Genomic DNA, 16,278 nt, shown 5'->3' with positions numbered 1-16,278 from the left:
GTCGAACTCGCGTCGTTGCTCACGCGCCGGCGCGCGCCGCGCGCGCGCGGCGCCCGTCGCTCTTCGCCGCGTGCGGCGCGGTGCCCGGCCGCCCGATCGGGTAATACTCGATGCCGAGCTCGCGCATCGCGATCGGCTCGTACAGATTGCGTCCGTCGAAAATCACGGGCGTCTTCCAGCGCTTGCCGAGCGCCGCGAAATCCGGGCTCTTGAACGCCTTCCATTCGGTGACGATCACGAGCGCGTCCGCGTCCTGCGCGACTTGTGCTTCGTCGTCGGCGAACGCGAGCCGCGCGAGCGCATCCGGTCGATCGTGCAAGTCGAGCGCGAGCACGCGTTGCGCTTCGGCCTGCGCGACCGGGTCGTACGCCGTGACGTGCGCGCCGCGCGACAGCAGCTCCGCGATCAGCGCGCGGCTCGGCGCCTCGCGCATGTCGTCGGTGTTCGGCTTGAACGCGAGCCCCCACACGCCGAAGCGGCGGCCCGTGAGGTCCTCTCCGAAACGCGAAACGACCTTCCGCGCGAGCACATGCTTCTGCTCGTCGTTGACGGCCGACACCGCCTGCAGCACACGCAGCGCCTGCCCGTGCTCGGACGCGGTGCGAATCAATGCTTCGACATCCTTCGGAAAGCACGAGCCGCCGAAGCCGCAGCCCGCGTACAGAAAGTGATAGCCGATGCGGGGATCGGAGCCGATCCCGCGGCGCACAGCCTCGATGTCGGCACCGAATCGGTCCGCGAGATTCGCCAGCTCGTTCATGAACGAAATGCGCGTAGCGAGCATCGCGTTCGCCGCGTATTTCGTGAACTCGGCCGAGCGCACGTCCATGTAGAGCGTGCGCTCGTGATTGCGATTGAACGGCGCATAGAGCTTCTTCATCAGCTCGCGCGCGCGTTCGCCGGGCACGTCGTCGTCGCAGCCGATCACGATCCGGTCCGGCCGCGTGAAGTCCTCGACCGCCGCGCCTTCCTTCAGGAACTCCGGATTCGACACGACCGAGAACATCGAATCGTCGCCGCGCGCTTCCAGTTCCTCGGCGACCACCGCGCGCACGCGCTCGGCCGTGCCGACGGGCACCGTCGACTTGTCGACGATCACCTTGAAGCCCTTCATGTGCCGGCCGATGTTGCGCGCGGCCGCGAGCACGTACTGGAGATCCGCGGAGCCGTCCTCGTCGGGCGGCGTGCCGACCGCGATGAACTGCACGTCGCCGTGCGCGGCGGCCGCCTCGACGTCGGTCGAGAATTGCAGGCGGCCCGCCGAACGGTTGCGTGCGATGATCTCCTTGAGGCCCGGCTCGTGAATCGGCACGCCGCCGCCGTTCAGGATGTCGATTTTCTTCCGGTCGACGTCGAGACAAAACACGTCGTGGCCGATGTCGGCGAGACAGGCGCCCGTGACGAGCCCCACGTAACCGCTGCCGATGATAGTCAGATTCATCTGTCGAACCTCTTACCCAGTGAGTCGAAAAACGCGTTGCCGCGCTCAGTACGCGTTGCTGCCCGTGAAGCCTTTCCACAGCGTCAGCGCGACGATCTTGATGTCGAGCCAGAACGACCAGTTCTGCATGTAGTACAGATCGAGCTTCACCCGGCCCATCATCTTCTCGACGCGATCGGTCTCGCCGCGAAAGCCGTTGATCTGCGCCCAGCCGGTGATGCCCGGCTTGATCCGGTAACGGAACATGTAGCCCTTGACGAGATCCTTGTAGATGTCGTCGTGCTCGAGCGCATGCGGACGCGGGCCGACCACCGACATCTCGCCCTTCAGCACGTTGATGAACTGCGGCAGCTCGTCGAGGCTCGTGCGGCGCAGGAAGCGGCCGACGGGCGTCACGCGCGCGTCGTTCTTCTTCGCCTGCGTGATCCTCCCCGCCGCCTCGTGATGCACCTTCATCGAGCGGAACTTGTAGATCTCGAACTCGTTGCCGTCGATGCCCTTGCGCTTTTGCCGGAAGAACACGGGGCCGGGCGACGTCAGCTTCACGAGCGCCGCGATCGCGAGCATCGCGGGCGACAGCATCATGAGCGCGGCGAGCGCGAACAGCCGGTCGAACACGAACTTCGGCAGGATGCGCACGTCGGTGATCGGCGACGCGGCGAGATTGATCGCGGGCACGCCGAGCAGTTCGATGACTTCCTGATTGAAGAACGACAGGCTGCGCACGTCCGGCACGAAGCGAATGTTGACGAAATCGTTTCGGAACTCGGTCACGATCCGGTGAATCTGCGGCTCCTCGGACAGCGGCAGCACGAGCCACAGCTCGCGGATCTCGCGGCCGCGCACGAGGCGCACGAGATCGCCGAAGCGGCGCTCGATCGCGACGCCTTCGATCTCGGCGAGCGCCGCGTCGTCGTGCTCGTCGTAGATGCATACCGGATTGAAGCCCGCATCTGGACGTGCCCGCATGTGGGCGACGAGGCGCTTCGTCGCGGCTGCATCCGCGCTGCCGACGATCGCGACCGACTTGTGATTGAAGCCGCCGCGCCGCAGTTGCCGCAGCACCGCGTAGACGCCGGCCTTCGAGGCGACCAGCAGCGTGATCGTCGCCATCGCCCAGTAGCCGAGCCACAGGCGCGACAGCTCGCCCGCGTGATGAACGCTGAAGCTCATCAGGATGCCCGCGCCCTCGACGACGAGCCACGCGACCGACACGCGCCACATGAGCCCGAACAACGGCTTGCCGCGCCACGACTGATAGATGCCGAACGCCGGAAAGAACACGACGACGAGCATGCAGTCGAACACGACGACCGTGCGCTGAAGGTCGTCGAGCCACACGAAGCCGCCACGATGGATCATCGCGGCGAACAACGCGCCCGCCACGGCCATCGCGATATCGATCATCCTAGCCAGCACGCTCAACATGACTCTTCCTCGTGAGACGGAAACCGGCCGCACACATCTCGTCGACGTGCATCCGATTTAAACATTGCATGGCGTTATTGAACCGGGAAGAAAATTCCTCCCGCAAGCGCACAAGTATTTCTAAAAATAATCGGAAATTTTTTCGGTCGCGCGATGCTTTTCAGGCAGCATGATTTTCCGAATCAATCACTTCGATAGAGAACCATAAGATCTGAAGATCGAGATGAAACCCTTGTCCCGCAAGGGCACCAAGGACCCGCACCCAATATTTTTTTAATTTTTTATTCATTACTTATCGCGCATTCGATGCAACTTGTTTGCATCGCACGATAACAAGCCGTCAATCGGGTGCATCCGTGCGATTCTTTTATTGTCGATTTACGTCGTGCTACAACCTCGGGACTGTCTTGTATTCGAGGAGCGCCATCATGAACGCCACGCCCGCCGCCGCCGGCCCCGCCACCGCCGCCGTCGGCGCGCGCCTTTCCGTGCAACCCGTCGTTCTGGCCGGGGGGGCGGGCACGCGGCTCTGGCCGATGTCGCGCGAGCGTCATCCGAAGCAACTGATCAACCTGCTCGGCAACGAATCGCTGCTGCAATCGACCGCGCGCCGTCTCGACGGCCTGTCGGCCGATCATCCGGTATCCGAACGAATGATCGTCGTGTGCGGCGAAGAGCACCGCTTCACGACCGCCGAGCAATTGCGGCTCGCGGGCAAGGACGCGACGCTCGTGCTCGAGCCGCTCGGCCGCGACACCGCGCCAGCGCTGACGATCGCCGCGCTGCATGCGGCCGCGGGCGGCGGCGACGCCGTGCTCGCCGTGATGCCGGCCGACCACGCGGTGGCCGACGTCGCGCGCTTCCAGCAAGCGGTCGCGGCCGGCGTGCGCCATGCCGAGCAAGGGATGATCGCGACGCTCGGCATCGTGCCGACGCGCGCCGAGACGGGCTACGGCTACATCCGCGTCGGCGCCGCGAGTGCGGGCGACGCCGGGCTCGGCGTCGCGGTCAGGAAGCTCGAGCGCTTCGTCGAAAAGCCGCATCTCGAGCTCGCTCAGCAATACGTCGCATCGGGCGAGTACTGGTGGAACAGCGGCATCTTCATCGTCCGCGCGTCGGTGTGGCTGAAGGCGATCCGCCACTTCCAGCCGGCGATCCACGAAGCCTGCGCGCGTGCGGTCGCGCTCGGCAGAGACGACGGTCCGTTCTTTCGCGTCGACCGGGACAGCTTCGCCGCATCGCCGTCGAACTCGATCGACTACGCGGTGATGGAACCGTTGTCGAACCTGCCCGCCGTTTGCGAGAGCGTGGTCGTGCCGCTCGACGCCGGCTGGTCAGACGTCGGCTCGTGGGACGCGCTCTGGCAGATCAGCGACAAGGACGCCGACGGCAACGTCGCGCGCGGCCGCGTGTGCTTCGAGCAGGCGTCGTCGACGTTCGCGCATTCGGAAGGACGCCTGATCGCCTGCGTCGGCACGCAGGATCTCGTCGTCGTCGAAACGCCGGATGCGATCCTCGTCGCCGATCGCGCGCACGTGCAGGACGTGAAAAAAATCGTCGGACGCCTGAAGGCGGAATCCGGCGCGGAAACGTCCGATCACCGCAAGGTGCATCGCCCGTGGGGGCATTACGATTCGGTCGACAGCGGCGAGCGCTTCCAGGTGAAGCGGATCGTCGTCAAGCCGGGCGCGCGCCTGTCGCTCCAGATGCATCACCACCGCGCCGAGCACTGGATCGTCGTGCGCGGCACCGCACGAATCACGCGCGGCGACGAAACATTCCTGCTGTCGGAGAACGAGTCGACCTACATTCCGCTAGGCGTATCGCATCGGCTCGAAAATCCCGGCAAGATGCCGCTCGAACTGATCGAAGTGCAATCGGGCTCGTATCTCGGGGAGGACGACATCGTCCGCTTCGAAGACAACTATGGAAGACACTGACGGTAACGGGACGGCCGCCCCGCAGCGGCCGCGCGGTCCGCGACCAAGCGGGCCGCGCGGCGACGGGCGCTACGGCATTCAACCGACGCGATATGCGTATTCGTGCCGGTCGACCTGCACTTGCGGCGCATCGCCGCGTCCCTCTGCCAGCGCGCGACGGCGCTCGGCCGCGAAATGCTTGATGTTGGTTTCGGCCATCGCGAGCGCGGACAGCCCGGCGATCGTCGGCACCGACTTGCCCGCCGCCCCGTCCGCGGGCGCAGACGCTTCACGCTTGCTCTGCGCGCTCCCGGATTGGCGATCGATCCATTGACGCGCCCAATCGAGCGCGTACTGCTCCGCCGATTCGGCGTCGGTGAAGCGCGGGCCGATGAGTCCCGAGCGCTCGACGCGCCGATCGTCCTGCACGATCTCCGCCCATGCCCGATACATCAGGTTCTGCACGGGCTGCGCGATGCCGTACACGGTGTAGCCGCGATAGGTCTCGGTTTGCGGCGCGTGTGTCGCGAAGCTGAACGAGGCGGGATGCGCGCGGCCATGTCCATGGTCGCGCACGGCCGCGCCGGGCACGGCGAAGCCGTCGCGATGCGATTTCTCGACGTCGCTCGGCTCGTCTTCCTCGTCGTCGCTCGCGAAGCGCCGGACGTTCACGCCCGCGCCCGAGCGGCAGGCGTTCGCTTGCGCGACGGGCAGTTGCCACGACTCCGGGTTTTGCCAGAACACGCCGCGCAGCCGATCGCAATCGGCTGCGGGCTCCGCGCGCCGCACGGGCGTGACGGACTCGGGCGGCGGCGGCACGTACGCGAACGCGCGGCCGCTTTCTTCCGACAGCACTCTCACCATCTCGCCGAGCGTGCCGCTCGCGAGCCATTCTTCGAAACGGCGCCGGCACGTCGGACCGGACGGATAGCGACCGGGCAGCTTCGACCACGGTTCGCCCGTGGTGAGTATCCACAGCACCGCGTTCGCAACGACCCGATTCTCCGCGCGCGGACGACCTCGTCGGTTCAGTCGGATGGGTTCATCGGCGATCAACGTCGACAGACGGGCCCACTCTTCATCGTTTAGCTCATCGAAGAACATAGATCTCTCCACGCAGCCAGGCCGGGCTGCGATTGGCGGCACGGCCACGAGCGTGTCGCTCTCGTGACCGCGGCCAGGTTGCACATGGACCGCTATTCGGTTGTGCACGCCGGCGCGCTAGGCACAAACAAGGTGCCGCGACTCCCGACGATGAGGCACGAACCACTGTCTCACTCGTATGCGATATTTTTTGTGCATGAAGCATACCATCATCAGGGTTTATCTCAATATGACACCGGCGTCATGTTACGCACTGAAACAAGAAAGTGGTCAAGCAGGGTCAGCTTTTCCTTCATATTTTTATGAATTTCTTATCTCGAGTGGCCACAAAGCCCCGTCCAGCAAGGCTGAATGGAATATGAAAAGTATATTTCAAGCGGTTCCGGCGCAAGCTCCCAGCATGAGTGGAAGCATTTTCCGACGTCGTTGCAACATCGGTAAATTAAGGGAAAATACGTGACAAATTGTTTATTGTTCGGTAATTAAATCCTTTTCCAATCGTTATACTTTTCATTACACGCAATCTCATAATTGATTAAATGCGATCGATGCCAGCTCGTTCGGCCGCGTGCCGCGCGCTCGCTCAATCCAGATCGCCGGCGAGCGACGCGGCGACGTCCGGATCGATCCGCATCGTTTGCACCGGGTAGTTGGGATGGTCGCAGCCAATCGACAGCGGCGCGCCCGCCTTGAGCCTCGCCTTCATCGCACCGCTCAACTCGAAGCGCAGGAAGTGCACGGCGGACGTCTTCTGCGCCGTTTCGCGTTCGAGATCCTCGTCCGCGATCGCATAGACAGGCGTCTCATCGCCGACGACGAGAAAAACGCGATCCTCGATGCCGATGAGGCGCGTGAGCGCCGCGCGCCGCTGCGTTTCGTTTTCGTATTCGATCTGCATCGTCGCTTTGAGATTGCTGCCGTCCGGCACGAGCGGAAGATACGCGTCGAGCTCGGCCGAGATGCCGTCCTCGTCGAAGATTTTTTCGACGTGCAGCATCTCGTGGATCTGATAGCGGATCGTCGTCTCGTCCTCGAACAGCAGGCGCAGATGATTGCCGACCGGCACCGCGCGGCGCTTCTTGTGCTCGATCACGCGAGCTCGTTCCTGGCGGCGCACCTTCGCGTACGCTTCGAGCGTCAGCAGCGAGTCGCGGGTGAGCGTCATGTCGTGGTCCTCGTTCGGTGGGCCGCGCTCAGATGCCGTATGCCTTGCGCAGCAGCGTGAGCGGATGCGCGAAGGGCGGCGGCTCGACGCCTTTCGCGCCGATGCCCTCTTCGATATGGTGTCCGGCGAGCGCGCAATCGGACGACATGTAGTCGGGCGCCTGCTCCGCGATCGACTTGAACACCGGCGCGCCGATCCTCAGCGCCTGCGCATGGAATTCCCTCTTCACGCCGAACGTGCCCGCGTGGCCCGAGCAGCGCTCGACGACGTTTACCTTCGTGCCCGGCACGAGCGACAGCGCGTCGGCCGTCTTGCGCCCGATGTTCTGCACGCGCGCATGGCACGGCACGTGATACGACACGGTGCCGAGCTCGTGCTTGAAATCGGTCTTCAGCAGTCCGTCGCGATGGCGCGCGATCACGTATTCGAACGGGTCCCAGAACGCGTCGGCGACCGCACGCACATCGGGATCGTCGGGGAACATCGACGGCAGCTCGCTCTTGAACATCAACACGCAGCTCGGAATCGCGCCGATCAGCGCATAGCCTTCGCGCGCGTAGCGGGCGAGCACCGGAATGTTCGCGCCCTTCTTCCGTGCGACGCCTTCGAGATTGCCCTGTTCGAGCAGCGGCATCCCGCAGCATGCTTCGCTCGAGACGAGTTCGTACGGAATGCCGTTGTGCGCGAGCACCGCGAGCAGATCGTGGCCGATGCCCGGTTCGTTGTAGTTCACGTAGCAAGTCGCGTAGATCGCGACGCGCCCCGGCGTGCGCTCGCCGTCACGCGGCGTCGCGCCGGGCGAGCGCTGCGCGGCGCGGCGGAACTTGCGCGGCGCGAACGGCGGCAGCCATGCGTGCCGGTCGACGCCGAGCGTCGCCTCGAGCGCGCCGCGCAAGGGCTGCGTGCGATTCGCGGCATTGACGGCCTGCGTGACGATCGGGATGCCGGCGAAATAGCCGAGCATGTCGGTGTTCGACAGCAGCTTGTCGCGCAGCTTCACGTCGTTGCGCTTGTAGCGCGCGGCCCTCGCGCGCAGCATCAGATGCGGGAAGTCGACGTTCCATGGATGCGGCGGCACGTACGGGCATTTCGTCATGTAGCAGAGGTCGCACAGATAGCACTGGTCGACGACCTTGCCGAACGATTTCGGATCGACCGCATGCGCTTCGCCCGTGTCGGTCTCGTCGACGAGATCGAATAGCGTCGGAAACGCGCCGCACAGCGACACGCAGCGCCGGCAGCCGGCGCAGATCTCGAATACGCGGGTGAGCTCGGCGTCGATCGCGGCTTGATCGTAGAACGCATCCGATCGCCAATCGAGCGGATGCCGGGTGGGAGCCTCCAGACTGCCTTCTCGATGGGACATGGGGCAGCTCCATCATGTTGCGCGCGGACGCGCGCGTGGCGCCCGCCCCGCGGCGACGCGCTCGCGCGCGGCCGCGTCCGGCCGGCGATGCGGCGGGCGAACGCTCGCGGGCCGGCGAGCGGCGCGCTCAGTCGACGAGCCCGTCGAGCGCTTTCGTATACCGATTCGCGTGGCTGCGCTCCGCTTTCGCGAGCGTCTCGAACCAGTTCGCGATTTCCTCGAAGCCTTCTTCGCGCGCGGTCTTCGCCATGCCCGGGTACATGTCGGTGTACTCGTGCGTCTCGCCCGCGATCGCCGATTGCAGATTCTGGCGGGACGTGCCGAACGGCAAGCCGGTCGCCGGATCGCCGACCGCTTCCAGATATTCGAGGTGGCCGTGCGCGTGGCCGGTCTCGCCTTCGGCGGTCGAGCGGAACAATGCGGCGATGTCGTTCTGTCCCTCGACGTCCGCCTTCGATGCGAAATACAGGTAGCGGCGATTCGCTTGCGACTCGCCCGCGAATGCGTACTTCAGGTTCTCTTCGGTCTTGCTGCCCTTGAGCTGTGCCATCTGCGCCTCCGTGTCCGATGCCGGCGCGCGGCGCCGGACCGGATGAACGATTGTGGGGAACGATGCGCAACTCGGCTGCCGCCGCTGGGGCACCGTGCATTTCAATCTAGGCGCTTCCGTGCGCATCCCCCAATAGGCTTTTTCAATGCCGTCGATAGTCGTGGCGATGACCTTCGAAGGCCGCGGCTCGGCGGACGGCGGTCTCACCGCACGGCGCGGCGCCGTACCGCACCGTGACGTACCGCGCCGCGTCGCGTCGCGGCACGGTACGCGCGCGTCTGCGACGTCAGCGCGGCGACGCCGGCGCAAGCGGCCATACGTCGCTGCCCTTCTCTCCCGCCGGCGCGGTCGCGCCCGGCAGCACCTGCTTGCTGATCGCGCGGCTGCGGTTGAAGTACTTCTCGAGCAGCGCGTCGAGGATCGCGACGGTTTCGACGTCCGGCGCGCCGTCATAGCGCGACGGCCTGAAGTGCATCTGGAACGCCGACACGACGTTGACCGTCTGTGCGTCGAGCGTGCCCGTCTGCGGCGTGTCGTAGCCGTATGCGAGCAACTTCGACTGCAGGCTCGCGACATCGCCCGAAAAAGGCCGGTTGGTCCGGTAGTAGTCGACCGCCTCGGCCTCCGGCCACGCGCCGATCTTGTATTGATCGTAGAGCTTCTTCCACGGGAACAGCGGCCCCGGATCGGTCTTGCGGCCGGGCGCGACGTCCGAATGCCCGACCACCTTGTGCGGCAGCACCTGGTGCCGCGCGACGACGTCGGCGGCGAGCGCGCCGAACACCGCGACCTGCGCGTCCGGATACGAATACCAGCGCCGGTTCATCAGCGGCAGGTTCTCGTCTTCCGGCGGAAAGCCGAGATTGACGATCTCGATGCCCACCGAGCCCGCGTTGAGCATCCGGTCGCCCTGCCAGTAGCTGACGCCCGCATGCCACGCGCGGCGCGCCTCCGGCACGAGCTCGAATACCTTGAAGCGCTGGCCGTCGTCGGCCGCGTCGGGCACGAGATAGTGCGAGCTGACCTGCCGCTGCGGACTGGTGAGCGATGCCAACGAATCCGCGAGCGTCTGCGCGGTGTAGTGCAGCACGAGCGTGCGCACGCGCGAATCCTGATTCGGCGACTGGATCGAGCGATCGATCGTGTAGCCCGCGCCGCCCGTCGAGCCCGACGATTGCGACGCATCCTGCGCGTGCGCGGACGACACGACGCCGTCGCCATCGCCGCAGCCGGCGAGCGGCAGCATGAGCATCCCCACCGGCCATGCCGACGAACGCGCGAGAAAACCGCGCCTGCCCTCGTTGATGATTTTCGCTTGTTGTTCTTCAGCCATACCCTTTTCCGTTCGAGTCGTAACTTGCGATTGAGAATCGGCGCGGCGCGCCGAGCGAGTAGGTTGCGCGATGAAGCGATGCGCGACCGTGGGAGTCGTCGACGCGGCGCAAGTTCCTGTTCGGACTGCGATGCATTATCGGAAAACGGGAAAGCTTCGAAATGAAATCGACGATGGGGAGGGCTTGAAAATGCTTCGCTTGTCGATTCTTTGCCGGGCGGTTGGCGGTTGGCGGTTGGCGGTTGGCGGCTTTCGGCTTTCGGCTTTCGGCTTTCGGCTTTCGGCTTTCGGCTTTCGGCTTTCGGCTTTCGGCTTTCGGCTTTCGGCTTTCGGCTTTCGGAAGACTACGTGAAGCGGTTCACCAGATGTCCGAATGAAGCGGCGCTGTTCCGACACATACCAACGCAGCGCAACGACTCACATGTGCATCGTCGCCCCGATCGACATCGACATGTGCGTCGCGCGACGTCGTGGCACACGCCCGCGCGCCGCGCGCGTCGAAAGCCCGTCAAGCCGCGTGCTCGCACATCGAGCGTCGAACATCCCGCATCCGCAGCGCGCACCCGCCCGACGACACGCCGCCGACACGCCACGCATCACGCATCGAAAATCGAAAGCACCATCATCGCTCCATCGCCCGCGCGAGCAGCATCTCGCGCTCGCGCGCATTGAGCGTCATGCCGGCCGCGCGTCGAAACTCCGCCCGCGCTTCGTCGCGCCGCCCGAGCTTCGCGAGCAGATCGCCGCGCACGCTCGGCAGCCAGTGATAGCGCGCGAGCGCCGGATCGGCCGCGAGCCCGTCGACGATCTCGAGCCCCGCCGCCGGCCCGAACGCCATGCCGACCGCGACCGCGCGATTCAGCTCGACGACGGGCGACGGCGCGACTTGCGCGAGCGCGTCGTAGAGCGCGACGATCTGCTCCCAGTCGGTGTCGGCGGCGCTGCGCGCACGCGCGTGGCACGCGGCGAGCGCCGCCTGCAGCGCATACGGGCCGCTCGCGCCGCCGAGCGCTTCCGAGCGCGCGAGCGCGGCGAGCCCGCGCCGGATCAGAAGCGGGTCCCAGCGGCTGCGGTCCTGATCGAGCAGCAACACGGGGCGCCCCCGCGCATCGACGCGCGCATGCATCCGCGACGCCTGGATCTCCATCAACGCAACGAGCCCGTGCACCTCGCTCTCGCTTGGCGCGAGCTCGGCGAGCACGCGCCCGAGCCGCAGCGCCTCGTCGGTCAGCGCGGGACGCATCCAGTCGTCGCCCGCCGTCGCCGAATAGCCTTCGTTGAAAACCAGATAGATGACTTCGAGCACCGAAGCGAAGCGCGATGCGCGCTCGGGCGCGCGCGGCACTTCGAACGGCACCTTCGCGGCAGACAGCGTGCGCTTCGCGCGCACGATCCGCTGCGCGATCGTCGGCTCGGGCGTGAGAAACGCGCGCGCGATCTCGCCCGTCGTCAGCCCGCCCAGCAGGCGCAGCGTGAGCGCGACGCGCGCGTCGGTCGACAGCACCGGATGACACGCGGTGAACACGAGCCGCAGCAGATCGTCGCCGATGTCGTCGTCGCGCGCCGCCTCGAGCACGTCGGCGACGTCCGGCGAAACGTGCGCGCCGAGCGCGTCGAGATCGAGGCCGATCTGCTCGTGCTTGCGCGCATGCAGCGCGTTCTGTCGCAGATGATCGAGCGCGCGGCGCTTCGCGGCCGTCATCAGCCATGCACCGGGATTATCCGGCACGCCGCCGCGCGGCCAGTGCTCGAGCGCGGCAACGAGCGCATCCTGCGCGAGCTCTTCGGCCACGCCGACATCGCGCACGAGCCGCGCGACATGCGCGATGATTCTCGCGGCCTCGATCCGCCAGACGGCGTCTATCGCGCGATGAACGGCGTTCCCCGTCATGCGCGTCCTTCGGCGAGCGCCTTCAGGTTCGCGAGCCCCGCGGAAAAATCCGCGCCGACCATCTTGTCGATGCTGAAGAACACTTGCATCAGCTTCGACAGGAACGGCGACGGCCCGCGCATCGCCCACGTGACGACCGTCGCGTCCCCCTCCGGCCGCAGCGTGAATTCCGCGACGTTGTGTGCCTCGAACGGCTTCTCGAAATCGAGCCGCATCGTCACGTGCGAAGGCTCGTCGAGTTCGGTGATCTCGAAACGGCCGATGCCCACTTTCTCGCTCGTCCACGCATAGCTCGCGCCGACGCCCGAGGTCACCGCGCCGTATTCGCCGCGCAGCGTCGGGTCCTTGCGCTCGTACGGATTCCACGTGTTGAAGCGGCGCAAGTCCGCCACGTATGGAAAGATGCGCGCGGCGTTCGCGTCGATCCGCGCGCTGCGCTCGACGCTAAACGTGCCCGGCCGCGACGCCGCATACAGCATCAACAGCAGCGCGAGCGCAATCACCACCGCGCCGGCGATCACCACGATCTGGACCATTGCCGTCTCCTGTCGCCGGCGTCAGCCGAGCTTGCTCTCGAGCTCGCGGAATCGCTCGACCGCGCCGCTCGGCTCGAAATCGTCGAGCTCGAACAGTTGCCGCACTTCGATCTCGCCGTCCTCGCGCTCGCCGAACGGCGCGGGAAAACGGCGGGCCCATTCGAGCGCCTCGTCGCGCGAGCGCACCTGAATCAGCGTGTAGCCGGCGATCAGCTCCTTCGTTTCGGTGAACGGACCATCGACGACGGTGCGCCTGCCGCCCGAATAGCGCACGCGCCAGCCTTTGGACGAAGGCTGCAGGCCGGACGCGTCGAGCAGTACGCCCGCCTTCGCCAGTTCTTCGTGATACGTCGCCATCGCGGCGATCAGCGACTCGTCGGGCATCGCGCCGGACTCGCTCGTCGCGTTGGCCTTCACCATGATCATGAAACGCATCGCGCTCTCCTTCGGCAGATGACAGGACGCCTGACCTGGCGTCCTGCCCCTACGACGGACGACGCGATCCCCGCTCGACATCAAGGATATCGAATCAGGGAAAACCCCAGATTCATGCGGCGCACGGCTTCCGGCGAGCGTTGCGCGCGCGCTCGCATCCGGTCACGAGAAGCACGGGCCGATCTCGCGCACTTCGACCGAGCACCACTCGGCTGCGGGGCAATCCTTGGCGATCGCGAGCGCCTCGCCTTCCGTCGCGACGTCGAGCAGGAAGAAGCCGCCGACCATTTCCTTCGCTTCGGCGAACGGCCCGTCCACGAGCCGCACTTCGCCGTTGCGCACCTGCACGCGCGTCGATTTGTCGTCGGACACGAGCGATTCGGCGCCGATCAGTATGCCGCGCGACTGCAACTCGCTGGCGTAGTGGCGCATCCGCTCGTACAGGATCTCGCCTTCGGCTCGCGCGCGTGCCGCGCGTTGGCCCCGCGGTTCGACGATCAACAACATGTAGCTCATTTGCGTCACCTCCTATGACGTGGCCCTCCGGAATCGCGCGATGCGGCCACATCGCGCCGCCGATCACGGACGGCTGCGCTTCTATTTTGAGCGGCCAACGAGCGGCGGTCCATCGGAATCGATGGCTGCCCGCGCGCGGCGAAGCCGTGCGGCCATTCGCTCGCCCGGCGCATGAGCGCAACCGGCTCCAGCGGCCCGGACGATGGAAACGGTTCGCTCGCGCGCCGCCGCGCCCGCGCCGCCGATGCGCTGGGCCATTGCTCAAAAAAACCTGGCCAGATTACATATCCATATCTATTCTTTACGCAAAACTGTCAACATGCACCATTAAGCTTTCAGGATTCCCACACAACGGACTGTCCCCATGCGCACTCCGACGCCCTTGCTCACCGCCCTGTCGCTTCTGTCCGCCATCGCGACCACGCCCGCCCTCGCGGCCACGGCCGCGCCCGTCAGCACGAACTGCGGCGGCAGCACGACGCCGATCGCCGAGATTCAAGGCGCCGGCGCGCCGTCGCCGCTCGCCGGCCGGAACGTATCGATCGAAGCCGTCGTCACGGCCGACTTCGGCGGCACCGACGGCTTCGGCGGCTTCTTCGTCCAGCAAGCCGATCCGCAGCGCCGCAATCAGCCCGGCGTCTCCGAGGGGCTGTTCGTCTACGCGCCGAAAGCGCGCGCGCAGGCGGGCGACCTCGTGCATCTGACGGGCAAGGTCGAAGAGAAATACGGGCAGACGCAGCTCACGCTGTCGGGCGGCATCGCGGTCTGCGCGGGCGGCCAGTCGGTCACGCCCGCTACGCTCACGCTGCCCGTCGACAGCCCGGGCACGTTCGCCGCCTATGAGGGCATGCTCGTGCGGCTGCCGCAGACGCTGACCGTCACCGAGGTCTACGAGCTCGGCCGCTACGGCAGCGTGCTGCTCAGCAACGGGCGTCTGCGCACGCCGACGAGCGTCGTGCCGCCCGCGCAGGCGAACACGGTGGCCGACGCGAACGCGCGCAACCGGCTGATCCTCGACGACGGCTCGAACAAGCAGAATCCCGCGACCGTTCCCTACCCGGCGCCGGCGCTCTCCGCCGCGAACACGCTGCGCGCGGGCTACACGGCGGCGAACGTCGAAGGCGTGCTCGAAATGCGCTACGGCACGTGGCGCCTGCAGCCGGTGCCGGGCTCGCGCACGCCGGCGTTCGCCGCGAATGCGAACCCGCGCACGTCCGTGCCCGCGCGCGATCCGCGCGCGAACCTGCGGGTCGCTTCGTTCAACGTACTGAATTACTTCAACGGCGACGGCACGGGCAAGGGCTTCGACGATCCGAACAACCGCGGAGCGAAGAGCTATGAAGAATTCGTCCGGCAGGACGCGAAGATCGTCAGCGCGCTGAAGGCGCTCGACGCCGACGTGATCGGCCTGATGGAAATCGAGAACGACGGCTACGGCGAGTTGAGCGCCGTGCGCCAGCTCGCGGCGAAGCTCGGCGACGGCTGGCGCGTCGTCGATCCGGGCGTCGCGCGGCTCGGCGGGGACGCGATCGCGGTCGCGCTGATCTACGACAGCCGCAAGGTCAAGCCGGTCGGCGAGCCGGCGACGCTCGTGATCGACGACAAGAACCGCCAGCCGCTCGCGCAGACGTTCCGCCCGGTCCGCGGCTCGCGCGCGGTGACGGTCGCCGTGAATCACCTGAAATCGAAGAACTGCCCGAACGCGGCGGGCGACGACCTCGACCAGGGCGACGGTCAGGGCTGCTGGAACGCGACGCGCACGCGCGCGGCGGCGAAAGTCGCCGACTGGCTCGCCCGCAATCCGACCGGCGCGCACAGCGAAGGCGTGCTGCTGATCGGCGACCTGAACAGCTACACGTATGAAGACCCGGTTCGCGCGCTCGAGTCGCGCGGCTACCTGAATCTCGTGTCGAGCAAGATCGGCTCGGGCGCATACAGCTATATGTACAACGGCGAGGCCGGCTATCTCGATCACGCGCTCGCGACGGGCGCGCTCGCGTCGCGCGTGAAGGCCGTGCACGACTGGCACATCAACGCGGACGAGCCGGTCGCACTGCAATACACGCTCGCGTACAAGAGCGCGGAGCAGCAGCGCACGTACTACGCTCCCGACGCGTATCGCTCGTCCGATCACGATCCGGTGCTGATCGACGTCGCGCTCGCCGACGAATACGCGGCGGCGGCCTCGCGCCGGGGCGCGGAAATGGCGAGGGCGCATAGCCGCCGCGCTTCGCGGTAACGCTTTCGATGTCGCGCTGCTCGCCGTTCGCTGCGCGCGGCGGACGGCGGACGGCGGACGGCGGACGGCGGACGGCGTGCGATGCGCAACGCGCCGCTATCGGCGTTCACGCGAGCGACGCCGCAAACCGGGCTGGCAACGTGCCGGCCGTCGGCGGTTGTATTCTCGATGGCGAGAAGTGGCGGGCGCGCATGCCGCTTTTCATCGCGTCATGCCGCGGCCCGAACGCGGATCTCGAACACGTTCGACAGCCGCATCGGCGCCTCCGGGCACCGTCGAATCGGCGCATAGGCGCATAGGCGCATAGGCGCATAGGCGCATAGGCGCATCAGCGCGTCGGTGAATCGTTGAATCG

General features: G+C 66.4%; 14 protein-coding genes. 3 read left to right on the top strand and 11 right to left on the bottom strand.

Features of this window, described 5'->3' with window-relative positions; all coding sequences use genetic code 11:
- Positions 1-19: 19 nt before the first annotated feature.
- Together WS78_RS33275 and WS78_RS33270 are read right to left on the bottom strand one after the other, a co-directional pair.
- Positions 20-1,441, bottom strand: a complete 1,422-nt coding sequence (locus WS78_RS33275) for a UDP-glucose dehydrogenase family protein (protein ID WP_059581193.1) — start codon at positions 1,439-1,441, stop codon at positions 20-22.
- A 45-nt stretch (positions 1,442-1,486) separates the two neighbouring features.
- Entirely contained in the window at positions 1,487-2,869 is a 1,383-nt protein-coding gene (locus WS78_RS33270; protein WP_059581189.1) for an undecaprenyl-phosphate glucose phosphotransferase, read from the bottom strand.
- 428 nt (positions 2,870-3,297) lie between these two features.
- On the opposite strand from WS78_RS33270, the gene WS78_RS33265 reads away from it, so the two are divergent.
- Complete coding sequence (locus WS78_RS33265) at positions 3,298-4,809, top strand: mannose-1-phosphate guanylyltransferase/mannose-6-phosphate isomerase (RefSeq protein WP_059581183.1); 1,512 nt, start codon at positions 3,298-3,300, stop codon at positions 4,807-4,809.
- A gap of 78 nt (positions 4,810-4,887) precedes the next feature.
- Here WS78_RS33265 and WS78_RS33260 read toward each other — a convergent pair whose 3' ends face one another.
- A complete protein-coding gene (locus WS78_RS33260; RefSeq protein WP_059581180.1) occupies positions 4,888-5,892 on the bottom strand; it encodes a transposase in 1,005 nt (334 codons plus the stop codon).
- A gap of 196 nt (positions 5,893-6,088) precedes the next feature.
- Here WS78_RS33260 and WS78_RS36775 point away from each other — a divergent pair, with 196 nt between their 5' ends.
- Positions 6,089-6,352 carry a hypothetical protein gene (locus tag WS78_RS36775; RefSeq protein WP_156439884.1) on the top strand — a complete coding sequence of 88 codons (264 nt, stop codon included), beginning with the start codon at positions 6,089-6,091 and terminating at the stop codon, positions 6,350-6,352.
- 123 nt (positions 6,353-6,475) lie between these two features.
- On the opposite strand, the gene WS78_RS33250 is transcribed toward WS78_RS36775, so the two are convergent.
- From WS78_RS33250 to WS78_RS33210, 8 genes are all read right to left on the bottom strand, one after another.
- Positions 6,476-7,057: a DUF3501 family protein gene (locus WS78_RS33250; RefSeq protein WP_038748016.1), complete on the bottom strand. Its 582-nt coding sequence runs from the start codon at positions 7,055-7,057 to the stop codon at positions 6,476-6,478.
- 28 nt (positions 7,058-7,085) lie between these two features.
- Positions 7,086-8,423 carry a heterodisulfide reductase-related iron-sulfur binding cluster gene (locus WS78_RS33245; RefSeq protein ID WP_059581176.1) on the bottom strand — a complete coding sequence of 446 codons (1,338 nt, stop codon included), beginning with the start codon at positions 8,421-8,423 and terminating at the stop codon, positions 7,086-7,088.
- Between the two features lie 127 nt (positions 8,424-8,550).
- Positions 8,551-8,973: a rubrerythrin family protein gene (locus tag WS78_RS33240; protein ID WP_038748009.1), complete on the bottom strand. Its 423-nt coding sequence runs from the start codon at positions 8,971-8,973 to the stop codon at positions 8,551-8,553.
- 286 nt (positions 8,974-9,259) lie between these two features.
- Positions 9,260-10,306, bottom strand: a complete 1,047-nt coding sequence (locus WS78_RS33235) for an N-acetylmuramoyl-L-alanine amidase (protein WP_038748006.1) — start codon at positions 10,304-10,306, stop codon at positions 9,260-9,262.
- 622 nt (positions 10,307-10,928) lie between these two features.
- Positions 10,929-12,197 carry an RNA polymerase sigma factor gene (locus WS78_RS33225; RefSeq protein ID WP_059581173.1) on the bottom strand — a complete coding sequence of 423 codons (1,269 nt, stop codon included), beginning with the start codon at positions 12,195-12,197 and terminating at the stop codon, positions 10,929-10,931.
- Positions 12,194-12,733, bottom strand: a complete 540-nt coding sequence (locus tag WS78_RS33220; protein ID WP_038748001.1) for an SRPBCC family protein — start codon at positions 12,731-12,733, stop codon at positions 12,194-12,196. Before WS78_RS33220 ends, WS78_RS33225 begins: the two co-directional genes overlap by 4 nt.
- Positions 12,734-12,754: 21 nt before the next feature.
- Complete coding sequence (locus WS78_RS33215; protein WP_038747998.1) at positions 12,755-13,168, bottom strand: YciI family protein; 414 nt, start codon at positions 13,166-13,168, stop codon at positions 12,755-12,757.
- Positions 13,169-13,330: 162 nt separating this feature from the next.
- Complete coding sequence (locus tag WS78_RS33210; RefSeq protein ID WP_038748132.1) at positions 13,331-13,684, bottom strand: YciI family protein; 354 nt, start codon at positions 13,682-13,684, stop codon at positions 13,331-13,333.
- Between the two features lie 364 nt (positions 13,685-14,048).
- Between WS78_RS33210 and WS78_RS33200 the strand changes: the two genes are divergently transcribed.
- On the top strand, positions 14,049-15,923 hold the full coding sequence (locus WS78_RS33200) for an ExeM/NucH family extracellular endonuclease (protein ID WP_059581170.1): 1,875 nt from the start codon (positions 14,049-14,051) through the stop codon (positions 15,921-15,923).
- Positions 15,924-16,278: the final 355 nt, after the last annotated feature.

Origin of the sequence: Burkholderia savannae (assembly GCF_001524445.2) — a bacterium.
Lineage (GTDB): Bacteria > Pseudomonadota > Gammaproteobacteria > Burkholderiales > Burkholderiaceae > Burkholderia > Burkholderia savannae.
This window is presented reverse-complemented; position numbering and strand designations above follow the sequence as displayed.